Annotated in this window: 11 protein-coding genes; 2 read left to right on the top strand and 9 right to left on the bottom strand. The window is 47.5% G+C overall.

Annotated elements, in window-relative coordinates; genetic code table 11:
* Positions 1 to 273: 273 nt before the first annotated feature.
* The 3 genes from JZI27_RS20655 to JZI27_RS20645 all read right to left on the bottom strand — a co-directional run bounded on the left by JZI27_RS20655 (position 274) and on the right by JZI27_RS20645 (position 2694).
* Complete coding sequence (locus JZI27_RS20655) at positions 274 to 1038, bottom strand: DUF2161 domain-containing phosphodiesterase (protein ID WP_122911053.1); 765 nt, start codon at positions 1036 to 1038, stop codon at positions 274 to 276.
* A gap of 151 nt (positions 1039 to 1189) precedes the next feature.
* Positions 1190 to 1585 (bottom strand): SET domain-containing protein, encoded by a 396-nt coding sequence (locus JZI27_RS20650; RefSeq protein WP_122911045.1) that lies wholly within the window; start codon positions 1583 to 1585, stop codon positions 1190 to 1192.
* Positions 1586 to 1722: 137 nt separating this feature from the next.
* Complete coding sequence (locus JZI27_RS20645; protein WP_122911046.1) at positions 1723 to 2694, bottom strand: DMT family transporter; 972 nt, start codon at positions 2692 to 2694, stop codon at positions 1723 to 1725.
* 169 nt (positions 2695 to 2863) lie between these two features.
* Between JZI27_RS20645 and JZI27_RS20640 the strand changes: the two genes are divergently transcribed.
* Complete coding sequence (locus tag JZI27_RS20640) at positions 2864 to 3724, top strand: LysR substrate-binding domain-containing protein (RefSeq protein WP_122911047.1); 861 nt, start codon at positions 2864 to 2866, stop codon at positions 3722 to 3724.
* Between the two features lie 78 nt (positions 3725 to 3802).
* On the opposite strand, the gene JZI27_RS20635 is transcribed toward JZI27_RS20640, so the two are convergent.
* The 6 genes from JZI27_RS20635 to JZI27_RS20605 all read right to left on the bottom strand — a co-directional run bounded on the left by JZI27_RS20635 (position 3803) and on the right by JZI27_RS20605 (position 11859).
* Entirely contained in the window at positions 3803 to 4969 is a 1167-nt protein-coding gene (locus tag JZI27_RS20635) for a dicarboxylate/amino acid:cation symporter (protein ID WP_122911048.1), read from the bottom strand.
* A 238-nt stretch (positions 4970 to 5207) separates the two neighbouring features.
* Complete coding sequence (locus tag JZI27_RS20630; RefSeq protein ID WP_122911049.1) at positions 5208 to 5999, bottom strand: helix-turn-helix domain-containing protein; 792 nt, start codon at positions 5997 to 5999, stop codon at positions 5208 to 5210.
* A gap of 266 nt (positions 6000 to 6265) precedes the next feature.
* On the bottom strand, positions 6266 to 7762 hold the full coding sequence (locus JZI27_RS20625) for an MDR family MFS transporter (protein WP_245997283.1): 1497 nt from the start codon (positions 7760 to 7762) through the stop codon (positions 6266 to 6268).
* Between the two features lie 226 nt (positions 7763 to 7988).
* Positions 7989 to 8363 carry a VOC family protein gene (locus JZI27_RS20615; protein ID WP_412850240.1) on the bottom strand — a complete coding sequence of 125 codons (375 nt, stop codon included), beginning with the start codon at positions 8361 to 8363 and terminating at the stop codon, positions 7989 to 7991.
* A 202-nt stretch (positions 8364 to 8565) separates the two neighbouring features.
* Entirely contained in the window at positions 8566 to 9285 is a 720-nt protein-coding gene (locus JZI27_RS20610) for a YebC/PmpR family DNA-binding transcriptional regulator (protein WP_122911051.1), read from the bottom strand.
* A gap of 492 nt (positions 9286 to 9777) precedes the next feature.
* Positions 9778 to 11859 carry an EAL domain-containing protein gene (locus tag JZI27_RS20605; protein ID WP_280209061.1) on the bottom strand — a complete coding sequence of 694 codons (2082 nt, stop codon included), beginning with the start codon at positions 11857 to 11859 and terminating at the stop codon, positions 9778 to 9780.
* A gap of 161 nt (positions 11860 to 12020) precedes the next feature.
* Between JZI27_RS20605 and JZI27_RS20600 the strand changes: the two genes are divergently transcribed.
* A complete protein-coding gene (locus JZI27_RS20600; RefSeq protein WP_280209060.1) occupies positions 12021 to 13913 on the top strand; it encodes an AAA family ATPase in 1893 nt (630 codons plus the stop codon).
* Positions 13914 to 13921 lie beyond the last annotated feature (8 nt).

The raw sequence follows: 13921 nt of genomic DNA, 5'->3' as shown, positions 1-13921 counted from the left end.
CTCGAAACAACCGTATCAAGCTCCCAGTGACCAAAACTCTCGCGTTTTCTCACTTCTTTGGGTCGCTGTTGAATCTGTTGGGCACATCTCTCTTCCAAGCTGCGCCATTCTTTATACAGAAGCGCTCGACTGGATTGTCCCTTTGCTTTTCATATAGCGGAGGCGATGGGACGTAGGCGGGTGCGTAGCATCCAATCTTACATCCGTCATCTGCTCCATTCTTTGTACCCGCTCGATTTCACTCGCTGGAATTTGCTGAAATTGCGTTCTCGTTTATTTATTATCGCTGTTGCTCTCGCATCCAGCATTCGCGTTCTCAGCCATTCGGGAATATTGTTCGACCAGCTCCGGATAGTCCCCCAGCTCTTGCTTGCCTTTTTCACTCATGCTGTAAACACCGCGTTGTATTTTTTCGAACCAGCCATAGTAATTCTTCGATAGGATATCGAGCGTTTTCTCCCCTGTCCCCCATTGGCGCAGGTTTTTCGGTGTGGACGGTCCAAAGCGAAGGAGGAGGCAGGCGATTTGAATGCAGTTTTCCTTGTAGGCCGTCATGATTTTCGTCTGGTGGCTTCCCCCGACATTGTAGTCCCCGGACCTGCCATCCATCTCTTTGATGATTCGCGTTCTTTTTTTCTTGCTGCGCTGCATGCTTTTGTGGCGATCGAATGGTGACGGAGGAAACACCTCTGTCACTACGCCCGCTCCCCCCTTTTGAAAAGAAACGAAGAGCAGGCCGCATTCCAGCCTTCGGATTAGATGACAGATGTCTTGCCACTTTTTCGAAAACAGGCTGTACTTAGGCTTGGGGATTGCGATGTAGACCAGATCCGTCAACCGCTGTCTTTTCGCCGCCTGAATCAACAGCTCCACGCTTAGATGTCGCTTCAGCTCCACGATAATCAGTTCGTCCGCTTTGACAGCTGTCAGGTCGCAGTGGAGAACCTCCCCCTTCACCTCGTACTCTTGGCGCCTGAAATACTGCGAGATCGGCTCATATAAATCAACTTCGTAGCGTTTATCCGGATTCTTTTTCATGATGATCCTCACATTTCTTTCACCTGGGGGCACGTTTCTTGGTACCGCCGCCATCCCATTCTACCATTTATTCACATTTTACAGTTCCCTGTTATAAAGAGAAAAACCGGGACGACCAAGCACATTCATCGCTTGGACTTCCCGGCATGCATCATGATTTTTGGTTATCTCCATCTTCGTAAAACCACAGTGGGTCATCGCAATCAACGTCACCATTGTAGTTGATCAATATCTCTTCCCCAGCTTCAATATCTCGATAGGCATAAAACTCAAATACGTGTTTGTCAAAATTAATATCGTAGGTCGCATTCGGTTCATAGGAGTGGTTAAACAGCATACCATACCCCAGCAGAATGCAGGTGTGGTTTGCCCCGTACTCAAACGCATAATCGGCAAGCATCGTTTTTTCGATGTGTTCATGCTCCTCATTCGGGTAAGGGAGGACTGGTGCTTCGTGGAGCAATTCCCCTTTGGCAATATCGCGAGTAGCGAACACTCCTCTATTCAAGTCACCATTACTTAGTTCCGATGTTTTAACTTCTACCATATTCATCTCCTAAAGGTTCCGGCTATACGAGCGTCTTTCTTCTTGTTAGCATGACAGGTAAAACCCCCGAAAGCAACTCTTTCCTTTATTTTTCTATCGGAATAGACTGCGTTCTCCTCGCTTACCCAGCAGGCAAATCACATGGATGGAACCTTATTTCTTTTTGTTTCGCTTGCACCCGTTCGGTAACGAAGCTGTTTTCTCTGAAAATGATTGTTTCGGATCAGAGCAAAGATGACGAGCAAGGTTCCGTAAAATTCAAACATGCTGATTTCATACCCCTGAAAGGCCATCAGAATAAAGGTAGTAATCGGGACCAGATTGATAAATAAAATGCCGTTTAACGGAGTCAACGCTTTGATGCCAGCATTCCAGCTCAAAAGGGCAACGAACCCAGGTAAAAGGACCATAAAGGCCATTTCATATTTGATGGACATCAAGCTATCCACGCTCGGGACGGAAATCCACTGAAAAAGGGTGGCGATTGCAACCACAACGAAAGAAACCGCCGTTCCCAATAAGCACGTCAACGTCGAATATCGTAGAATAGACCAATCGCTAAAACGCCCACCTCCGATAGAGTAGACAACCCATCCTACCACTCCGGTAAAAATCAGGAGCAACGGAAAAAGCTGCTCGCTTGCGAGGATGAAAAAAGCCAGGTTTCCATTCGTAATCACAAGCATGGCTCCGACCATCGCGATCGCGATGCTGGCGATTGTATAGGTAGGAGGGAGTTTTTTGGTAGTGGCGGACAACAGGAGGATAGAAATCATCGGCATCATCACTTCCATGATCGATGCGGCGATCGTTCCCGCTTCGCCCATGAGGTGCTGCCCCAGGAAGACACCCATGTTGTAGACCGTAAATGCCATTGTTCCAAAGAACAGCAAGGCCATCCCGCGCCCTTCCAAACGAAAGGCAGACACCCCCTCCTTTACCCAAAGCAGGGCACACAGCATGACGGTAACGAAAAAATAGCGAAGAAAGGAGAAATAAAAAGGATCGATCTGTTGCAATGCAATGTGGGCGACCGGGAACATGGCTCCCCACGACACGCTGGCGATCATGCATAAAATTGATCCTGTGATGATTGACTTGTTTTTCATGTAAAAGCTCTCCCTTTTGACCTGAAGGTAATTCTTGATTCCTTCCAAATCATACGGGATGGAAATATAATAGTATAATGATTTAAAATCAATTTATCCATCATTTTGAGTGATGGATAGAAAGACAAGAGACCTCCCTTTAGGAGGAAGCCATGAGGAGAGGGCGCAGGTGGAGCTAAACGATTTGAAGATTTTCCATATGGTCGCCACGCTAGGCAGCGTAAGCAAGGCGGCCTCGGAGCTGAGCTACGTTCAATCCAACGTGACAGCCAGAATCAAGCTGTTGGAAAAAGAACTGGGTACTCCCTTGTTTTATCGCAACAAGCGAGGAATGACACTGAATACAGAAGGAAGAAGACTGCTGGAATTTTCACGGGATATTCTGACGAAATTCGAAGACATGCACCGTTTTTTCCATCAAACATCACTTCCGTCTGGAGTACTTGCGATCGGGATGGTTGAGACGATCAATGCGCTTCCCGACCTCCTATCCTCGTACTGCGGCCAGTATCCTCAAGTCGATTTATCCCTGAAGGCAGGCGTTACAGAGCATTTGCTACAGGAGGTACTGGATGTGGAGCTGGACGGTGCGTTCGTGACTGGCCCGATCAAACACTCGTTGATTGAGCAGGTGCAGGTTTTCCACGAAGAGCTTGTGTTCGTCACCAAAAGCAACTCCTTCACAGTCGACGACATCTCGGGAAAAGCGCTGCTTCTCTATAAAAAGGGCTGCGGGTATCGCGAACGGCTGGAGAGCTGGATGAAACTCGCGGGATTGATACCGAGAAAGGTGATGGAGTTCGGGACGTTTGACACCATCATCGGGGGAGTCATTGCGGGGATCGGAATCACCATTTTGCCGAGATCATCCGTAATCCATCTGACTGAAAGCGGAAGGATTCATCTGCATCGGGTACCTGAACCTTATCGGGAAGTAGACACGGTTTTCATACGTCGCAAGGACGCCGTTTTAACGAGTACGATGCAATCGTTTCTGGACACGATCAGCCAGCAAAGAGCGAACGTATAGTTAGACTTCACTCATAGTTAAAAAATTCCCGTCCAACAGGTCAAGACATTCGACCATGTTGAACGGGATTTCTATTCGTTAGGCTGTTTCTGATTTGCTCATGCGATCTGTAATCACCGCAATCGCACCGTCACCTGTCACATTGCAGGCCGTACCAAAACTGTCTTGTGCAATGTACAGGGCGATCATGAGCGAGGTCAGCGTCGTATTAAAACCAAGCATGGACTCCAGCAGCCCCAGGGCAGCCATGACGGCTCCACCCGGCACACCCGGAGCAGCGATCATGGTCACGCCCAGCATCAGAATGAACGGGAACATCACCGCGAGCGAAGTCGACATGCCGTTCAGCATCATGACCGCCATCGCGCAGCTGACCAGCGTAATCGTACTTCCCGACAGATGGATCGTCGCACACAACGGAATCACGAAATCTGCAATTTTTTCGTTGATGCCGTTTTTCTTGGTCTGGCGCAGGGTGACTGGAATCGTAGCAGCAGACGACTGTGTCCCGATCGCTGTAAAGTATGCAGGCATCATATTTTTCAGCATCGTAAAAGGGTTTTTTCGCCCCATTTGCCCTGCTACCGAATATTGTACGAGCAGATAGATCAGATGAAGAGCAATAATGATCACAAATACCTTGGCGAAAACGGACAAAATCATGGTGACTTGTCCACCGTAAGTCAGGTTGGCAAACACAGAAAAAATATGGTACGGCAGCAAAGGAATAATGACGGAAGCAATCAGCTTTTCTACGATCTCCCTCAAGTCTACCATGACCTTTTGCAAAGCATTGCCCTTGATGACAGCTGCACCGAGTCCGAACGTAAAAGCGAGCAGCAACGCCGTCATCACACCTACGATGGGCGGCATATCTACCGTGAAGTAAGGTTTAAGAAGAGCTTCTTCCGGATTCGCATACTGATTGACCAGACCGCCCACTTCTAAAATATGAGGAAAAAGGCCGACAGCGACAAAATAAGCCAGCAAACCTGCAATGATCGTAGAAATATAGGCAACACCAGTAGTCATGCCAAGCAACCGGCCCGCTCCTTTTCCGAGCTCACCGATACCTGGAGCAATAAATCCGATGATAATCAGCGGAATGGCAAAACCAAGGAAGTTTCCAAACAGACCGCTGAAGGTTGCCAATCCCTTGACCGCCCACTCAGGCGCGAACGATCCGATCACGATACCGAGAACGATAGCCAAAAGGATCTTGGGTAGTAAGCCAAGCTTTCTCATGTTGTATCCCCCAATTGTTTATCTTGGTAATTATGTCCTTCTAGAGCGGACTAAAATCCATTCAGTAAGGACTGTACAAAAGATATCATACGCACGATATTCCTGTCATGAATAATAAAAAAGTAATAATATTGAATTTATTTTATAAATATGAATAAATCGATGTCTGCCGGTGTTTGTTGGAAAAGAAAAAACCGCGATCCTTCACGCGGTTTTCTACACGAGCGAGCCAGCGCCCTTACAGCGCATTTTTTTGGACAACCCGTTTGAGGAAATTATTCATCAGGACGGGCAAGGAAATCAATATGGGCGGATCATCGGGACTGGGCAAATGAAGCATGACATGCTGATGCGGGACAAGCGAATGAGGCTCTACGACGATCGGCTCTTTGGATCGAGCCCGTAAAGTCGTGTGCGGCAAAAGAAAATCGATCGCTTGCATCCCCCAGGGAATGGAGGTCGCCATCAGATAATACGTACCTGGCTTGACCCCAGTAAAGCAAAATTGCCCCAGGGAAGAAAGCAGTGTCCCGTACAAAGGAAGGCCTTCCGGAATGGGTTTTGGAAATAAGCCGATCAGGATCACTCCCTCAAAGGGAACGGTTGCATGGACGGTCCCTTCTACTCTTCCCTGCTGAAGGATCGGGTAATACGAATCGCGCCAATCATTCAGTTGTCGCAAGGATTGAAACAATAATTCTGCTTGCATGGGAGAGTTTCGAAAATGCGAGGGCGTCACCCCCACTCGTTCGGTAAATCGGGTCGTGAAGGTTCCCAAGCTCTGCTGACCGATCTCCAGCCCGATATCGCGAATGCTGAGATTCGTGCGCAGCAGCAAGTCCTTCGCCTTCTGCAATCGAATAGCAGATACATAGTAGAGAGGGGGAAGCCCTACTCTTTCTTTAAAAATCCGGGTGAAATGATAGGGGCTGTACGAAGCATACTTCGCCAAGCGAGACAGCGGAAGCGGCTCATCTATATGTTGATGAATATAAGCAATTACCTCATCAATTTCTGAATATCGGTCCATCCTTCTTCCTGACACCTTCCTTCCGCTCATCTTCTGCTTTAGATAGAGCATGGTTGCCAGGGGTGTCATGTGAGGCTCTCGGATCGTATGCAACCAAACGAGAACAATCGTTCGCATAAATCTTATCACAATCGTGTGGTATAAGGAAACAGGAACTTTTACCTATTCTCGTCATCAATAAAAAAACCTTTTTTTACCTTCCTCATGACGAATTCCTGTTGCGAAAACAGAAAAAAAACTGCCCCGCGAGGCAGCTTTGCTTTCCGTTAATGTATGGTAACTCTTTGGCCTTCCAGCTCCACCTTTGGCGGCACGGATCGTTTCAGGAAAAACGAAACCAACCAAGCGAGAATGATCATGCCAAATGCCAAGAGGAATGCCGTTTTCATCCCAGAAATCATCGCCAGGATTTGCAGGGTAGCATCATCTTTTGAACTACTCAAGGCATTATCCATAAATCGTTTGGAGCCGTTGCTCATGACCGTGACGAGCCATGCCGTTCCTACTGCGCCAGCCACCTGCTGCAGCGTGCCAATAATGGCTGTACCATGCGGATACAGAGCTGGCGGAAGCTCATTCAACGCATTCGTCATCACAGGCATCATGAGCATGGAAATCCCCAGCATCAAGAGAGTATTCAACACCATGATCGTACTATATGGGGTAGACAAGGTGATAAAAGCAAATTGCCACAGCGTATTGGCGACTAGCCCAAGGCCAATAATCGCAAGCCATCTGGCACCGAACCTGTCAAACAGCCGCCCTGTTATCGGCGACATGATGCCCATTACTACACCACCGGGCAGCATGACCAGCCCTGCTTTCAAAGGACTGTAGTGCAAGGCATTTTGCAGAAAAATAGGCAGGAGCATCATCGCTGAAAACATCGCCATCATGACAATCACCATGATCAACGCCGACATGCGAAACACGCTGTACCGAAATGTCCTGAGGTCCAGCAACGGCTCGGATATACTCAGTTGCCGCCATGCAAAAATCCCTAATGAAAGGACACCCATCACAATTGGAATCAACACTTCTTCACTGGACCAACCCGCGTGACCCTCTCCTGCGCTGCTAAAGCCGTAGACAATCCCTCCGAATCCCAAGGTCGAAAGAACAAGCGAGTACACATCCACCTTTGCTTTTATCGTCTCCGTCACATTTTGTAGCCGGTAAAAGGCAAAGCCCGTCACGAACAATGCGATAGGAAGAACACCATAAAAGAGGACCCTCCAGCTGTAATGCTCGACGATAATCCCCGACAGCGTAGGCCCGATGGCTGGCGCAAAGGTAATGACGATCCCGATCGTCCCCATAGCTGAACCCCTCTTCTCGATCGGGACGATTGCAAAGATCACATTCGTGAGCAAAGGAAACAGCAAGCCCGTGCCGGATGCCTGAAGGACTCTCCCTGTCAAAAGTGCACCGAAGCCCGGTGACGTAGCCGCAACGAAGGTACCTAACGTAAACAAGCCCATCGCTGTGAGAAAAAGCTGCCTTGTGGTATAGCGCTGGATGAGGAAGGCCGTGACGGGTATCAGCACTCCGATTACCAGTAAGTAGCCCGTGGCCAACCATTGTGCTTTGCTGGGAGAAATACCGATATCGCCCATGATTTTGGACAAGGCTACATTCAGGAGCGTCTCGTTCAATATCGCGACAAACACACCAAGAATCATCACCATGATGACGACAAAATTTCCTTTGCTGCCAAATGTACCGCCCGCTCGTTCACGTTTTGGTGCTGTTTGATTTTCCACTATCTTTCTCCTCTCCGAAACATACTCCCACTTGCCAGAAACCCATTCTAACACGGAGCCTGATCGGCAGTTTCTTTTCGATTGCGGTTTTTTGACGGCCATTCGTACACACGCGGACATACTAGTGAGAGCTTGGGTCTACTTCTCAATTTGGGCAAAGGAAATACCCCGACACCGTTTTCGTATCGGGGTATTTCTTTCATAACCGCAGCGTAATGCCCGTTTTTCAGGAAATGCGGCTTCTTGTATTGAATCCGCTCTTCGACCCCCGGGATCGATTCATGTACCATTTGGCGAAGACGCTTTGAAACCTCCACCTGCCAAGGTGAGTTGAGCTTCTAGAACAATCGTTCGAAGCCTTACCACCAGCCGCCAACGCCTTCTGAACGAGCGAGTCTACTTCCTCCCGGCTTTTGGCAGAAAGGGCAAGGATGACTTCTGTACTTGCTGAAGCATCTGCCACTTCCTTTTTCGTAAACGTTTGAAAGAAGCTCTCTACAAGCAGCATCACGAATATATTGTCGTTGATGATCATGCATGTTGCTTTTTCATCCGTAAACTGAGGATTAAAAGCAAAGCCCAGCTCTGTAAAAAACGCGATCGATTAGTTTAAATCCTTAACCGGTAAATTCACAAAGATTTGATTGGCCTGATGTCCCATCTTCACACACCCCATTCGTCAACTTTCATCCAATATAGCATGCCGTGTTCGCTATCATTTCTTATCGATTGCTATGTTCCAAAAAGGCAGAAAAAAAGCAGGCCTTTGCCTGTAAACAAAGGTCTGCTATACTGCTCGTCTCTTATTCGCCCAAATCTACGTTGTGGTAGACTTGCTGTACGTCTTCCAGATCGTCCAAGGCATCGATCAACTTCTCAAATTGGGCTTGCGAGTCTGCATCCAAGGTAACTTCGTTTTGTGCCAGCATGGTGATTTCCGCTACGGAAAACTCCGAAATCCCTGCTGCTTTCAATGCCTCTTGCACGGCGTAGAATTGATCCGGCTCAGCATATACAATCACTGCTCCGTCTTCGTCATCCAGATCGCGAACGTCGACATCGGCTTCCATCAGGATTTCCAGTACATCATCCGAGGATTTCCCTTCGATACCGATGACCGCTGTCGCATCGAACATATAGGCGACAGATCCGCTTACGCCCATGTTTCCGCCATTTTTATTGAAAGCAGCACGCACTTCAGATGCTGTACGGTTCACGTTATTGGTGAGTGCATCGACAATGATCATCGATCCATTTGGTCCGAAGCCTTCGTAGCGCAGCTCATCGTAATTTTCATCAGAACCGCCTTTTGCCTTTTCAATCGCACGGTCAATAATCGCTTTCGGTACGCTGTATGTTTTTGCACGCTCCAGGACAACCTTCAACGCACGATTGGATTCCGGATCAGGCTCTCCCTGCTTGGCAGCCACGTAGATTTCACGTCCAAATTTCGCATAGATACGACTGGTGCTTGCATCTTTGGACGCTTTCTTCTCTTTAATATTGTTCCACTTACGACCCATACAGTTCCACTCTCTTTCATTTTTGTAGATTGCTTACTATAAAAACTATAAGAAGTTCATGAGCAGGATGGCTGACGAACCATACTAACAATAGATGCCGCTAACTTTCACTAGATTATATTATACCTCAATTTCTTCATTTGCAATGCAGGCTTCCGATAAGTTCCAGCTTCGCTTCCCCGTACAGAAAGACCGACCCGTTTACACAGGTCGGCCTGAATAACTTTACGAGCCTGCACGCACCGGAGACGAAAATTGCTTCTGCAAGGTTTCTGCAAGCTCTTTCAGACGAAGCAACTCTCGATTCACTTGACTCGATGCATCTACTTGACTCTCGGAAATTTGGTAGAGATCCTGAACAGAACCGCTTTTGCTCTGTGAAGCAATTATACTTCTTCCGCTAATCTTTTTAGCGCTTTAGCGCACTTAAACTTTCCGATAGTATAAAAAAATCGCCCAAGGGACGATTGAGTAGGTGAAATCCATCTTGCTTCATCTCGTTGGTGAAATCTCTATAGTCGAATGTTGACCTTCTACGCTAGAAGAACGATAGTGATTTTTAGCGAAAAGAACTTCTTCTATATCTCTTGCCGATAACGGACGGCTGAAGTAAAAGCCCTGGATATCATTACACTCAATCCCTAACAAGAAATTCAATTGGTCCCGCGTCTCGATCCCTTCCGCAATGACATCCAGCTCCAATTTTCTTGCCATCGCAATAATCGTGGCTACGATCACCTGGTTACTGCTGTTTTCTACGATGTTTTTGGTTAACGATCGATCGATCTTCAGTCTATGGATAGCAGAACGCTGTAAATAACGGAGAGAGCTGTACCCGGTACCGAAGTCATCCAAGCTAATCCTCACACCCAAGGCATCCAACGCGCTCAGCACATCCTCGGAAAACGAAGGATCCATCATCGTGCCCTCTGTAATTTCCAAACCTAAATACTGGGGCTCCAGGCCTGTCTCCTCCAGAATCTGAACTACCTTCTGTTTAAAATTGAGTTGATAAAATTGTACACACGACAAATTGACCCACACAGGCATAAGCGGCCCGCCTTGCTCCTGCCAAGCCTTCATTTGTCGACATGCCTCACGTAATATCCAAGTCTCAATTTCAAAAATGAATCCTGTCTCTTTTGCCAACGGGATAAATTGTTCCGGAGTCAGCAATCCTCTCGTCGGATGATTCCAGCGTACGAGCGCCTCCACTCCAATCATGGTTTGATGATCTGCATGAACCGCGTAGTATTGCGGCTGGTAGTAAAGGATGAGTTCGTTGAACGCAAGTGCTCTTCTCAAATCACCTTCCAATTCTACCTTCTCTTTCATCTGCGCTTCCAGTTCGTGCGAGAAGAAACAGTATCCGTTTTTCCCGCTTTTCTTTTGCTCATACATCGCCGAATCTGCATTTTTTATCAGCTCTTCTACAGACATTCCATCCTGCGGGTAGATGACAATGCCAATACTGGCGGTCACATAAAAGTCGCAATCCTTCAGATGAAAGGGCTGGCGAACAGCGTCCGTAATCTTTTCTGCGATCTGGTTCAGTTCACTTGGATCATCGAATTGATGTACGAGGATCGTGAATTCGTCCCCTCCCATTCTCGCTACAGTTGCATCGTAGTCAGAGAGGCTCACCAGGATCCGATTTGCCATTTCTACTAAAAAGTAATCGCCATAGGAATGACCGAGAGAGTCGTTGATGTTCTTGAATCGATCAATATCAATCGCCATGGCAGCAAAATTTGAAGCTTTCTTGTTACTTTGCTCGATCAGGTGATGCAATTGCTGAATGAATTTCCTTCGATTCGGCAATCCCGTCAATGCATCATGATAAGCCATGTGCGTGATCTCATACTGGAACTGCTTGCGTTCTGTAATGTTTCGCATGACCGTCATAAAGGCTGGTTTTCCTTTATACTGAATCACGCTACTGGCAATCTCTACATCCAAGATCTCATCCTGCAAATTATACACTTGTATTTCCGTCAGTTCAGTACGTTTCTCGGAATGATTTGGGTATATATTTCGACAAAGTACCTGCTCGCGATAATCCTGGGGGATAAATCGGTGAATCGATTCGCCGATCAATTGATCATACGTTCCTCCCATCACTTCTTCCGCTTTTTCATTGATAAACATAATGCGCTCGTTCTGAATGATCATGATCGGATCTAAGTACACATCCAGCAATTGTGTATAGCACGCTTTGATCTCGTCGGAGAGCTCCTGTAGCCGTACATACGGCGTACGGTCGCGAATAAAAAGATCGTACCCCTGTCTTTTTTCATCTGCGTATTTGGGAAAAGCATGCACTTCCCATGTCAACAGCCTGCCCGTATCATCCTTCAGATGAATGGTACTCGCTCCTTGCACGTCAGGCTCCCATTCCCCTTCACGAATGAAGGCAGAAAAGCATATGCCCTCCTGTAATCCATTTACATACTGCTCGGCATAGGCAGCAGCCGCTTTGTTCATGTACACAATCTGTCCTTGTTCATTTATCGAAATAATCGGTTCAGGGATATTCTCAACCTGCAAAACCTGCGGAATTGTTCTTGGCTCCACGCAAATCCTCCTGCCTCCTTGGTTCATTCCATTCACAAATCAGCAAACTAGCAATTAAGAAAAATATAGATGAGCCTTCTGAATGTTTTCTGAATGAACACAGAATTACGTTGGTGATCCCCCTTTGTGTATACTTAAACTAAAAACCTGGAGCCAATAAAATGATAGATTTAGTCAAGCAACAACGAACCGCCTTTATTCAATGGTTACGGTCACGCACGAAAGCCAATGGTGAACGGTACTCCGAGAACACCATCACGTCCTACACATCTGCTTTGTCCAATGCCCCCAAAAAGCTTACTGGCATTGAAGTTGAGACAAGGAATGTCTTTGAAATTACTTCAACAACTACCTTCAAAAAAGTCAGAGCCATCATGGAAGGGGCAGATAACTTCAAGGAAGTGAACGACCAAGCGGGAAATCGCGCTTTCCAATATGCCCTGCAATACTACGAAGAACTTCTCGTCCAGCAGCAATCAGGCGAGCTTTCCGGGGAGCCTTCTTCCTTCCCGCAACATCTAACAGCAGAAACAGAGGTACGCGCCATGGACAAAAATATCCTATTATACGGCCCTCCTGGAACAGGAAAAACCTATAACACCGTTGCATACGCGGTCGCTATGATCGAAAACAAGACACTGGCTGCCATCCAGCTGGAGATTGCAACAGACGGCTACGAACAGGTGTTGACACGTTATCGTACATACAAGGAGCAAGGTCAGATCGCCTTTACGACCTTCCATCAGTCGTATGGCTACGAAGAGTTTATCGAAGGAATCAAGCCAAAGCTGGATCAGGAAAACCAGGACCAAAGCACAGAAAGCATTTCCTATGAAATCAAAGCAGGCTTGTTTAAAGCATTTTGCGAAAAGGCGGAGGCCCCGATCGTCTCGGAGAGCAATGAATACGGCATTCGCCAAGACCCGACGATCTGGAAGCTGTCTCTGGGAGGCTCTGGGGAAAACGCTGTAAAAAGAGACTGCTTCAACCATGACCGCATTCGAATCGGATGGGATGGCTACGGTGAAAAGATCACGGAAGCAACAGACTTCAGCCCATACGGGGGAGCCAATATCCTGACCCGCTTCATCGACGAAATGATGATCGGTGATCTAGTGCTCGTCCTCTACGATGAAAAAACCATTGATGCGATTGGTGTCGTCACGGGTGAATACAAGTGGCTGGACAGTCTCCCCGACCATCGCAGAACACGGAGCGTAAACTGGCTGATCACGGATATTCGCGAAAACATCTATGCGTTGAACGGAAACAAGGTCATGACCTTGGGCTCTGTCTACAGGCTGAACCGGATTACGCTCTCCGATGTGCTGCATATGATTCAAAAGCATAACCCGTCTCCCAGCAACGCGATCCAAGAGAACAGCAACCGTTACGTCTTCATCATTGATGAAATCAATCGCGGCAATATTTCCAAAATCTTCGGCGAGTTGATCACGCTGATCGAACCGACCAAGCGCATCGGACAAGCTGAGGAATTAAAAGTAAGGCTGCCGTACTCCCAGGTCGAGTTCGGTGTTCCTGACAATGTGTACATCCTGGGCACCATGAATACGGCAGACCGCTCGATTGCCCGACTCGATACTGCTCTGCGGCGCCGTTTTCGCTTTGCAGAGATGATGCCTGACCCTGGACTTCTCCAGGATATTCAAGTAGCTGACCTTGATCTCGTGGCAATGCTGACGAAAATGAACCGCCGGATCGAAGTGCTGTATGACCGCGAGCACACCATCGGGCACGCCTACTTCTTACCGTTGGCCAGCGATCCATCTTTGGAGAACCTTGCCCATATTTTTAAAAATGCCATCCTCCCCTTGATGCAGGAGTACTTTTACGAGGATTATCACAAAATCCGACTAGTGCTTGGGGATCTGAACAAGGCTTACAATGAGCAGTTTATCCACGCCAAGCAGATCGATGTAACCGATTTGTTCGGAAGCGCTAGTGAGATGGATTTGGACGACGAGGTTTCTTATGCAATCAATGAAAGTGCCTTCAAAAATCCTGAAGCATTTCGCAAAATTTACAGCGTGTAGGTGCAGGC

Source organism: Brevibacillus sp. AY1, assembly GCF_029870785.1.
Lineage (GTDB): Bacteria > Bacillota > Bacilli > Brevibacillales > Brevibacillaceae > Brevibacillus > Brevibacillus invocatus.
This window is presented reverse-complemented; position numbering and strand designations above follow the sequence as displayed.

Excerpts from the sequence above, each read along its gene's own strand:
- JZI27_RS20630 (WP_122911049.1), bottom strand. The coding sequence starts at position 5,999 with ATGGACCGATATTCAGAAATTGATGAGGTAATTGCTTATATTCATCAA.
- JZI27_RS20650 (WP_122911045.1), bottom strand. The coding sequence starts at position 1,585 with ATGGTAGAAGTTAAAACATCGGAACTAAGTAATGGTGACTTGAATAGA.
- JZI27_RS20645 (WP_122911046.1), bottom strand. The coding sequence starts at position 2,694 with ATGAAAAACAAGTCAATCATCACAGGATCAATTTTATGCATGATCGCC.
- JZI27_RS20655 (WP_122911053.1), bottom strand. The coding sequence starts at position 1,038 with ATGAAAAAGAATCCGGATAAACGCTACGAAGTTGATTTATATGAGCCG.
- JZI27_RS20635 (WP_122911048.1), bottom strand. The coding sequence starts at position 4,969 with ATGAGAAAGCTTGGCTTACTACCCAAGATCCTTTTGGCTATCGTTCTC.
- JZI27_RS20600 (WP_280209060.1), top strand. The coding sequence starts at position 12,021 with ATGATAGATTTAGTCAAGCAACAACGAACCGCCTTTATTCAATGGTTA.
- JZI27_RS20610 (WP_122911051.1), bottom strand. The coding sequence starts at position 9,285 with ATGGGTCGTAAGTGGAACAATATTAAAGAGAAGAAAGCGTCCAAAGAT.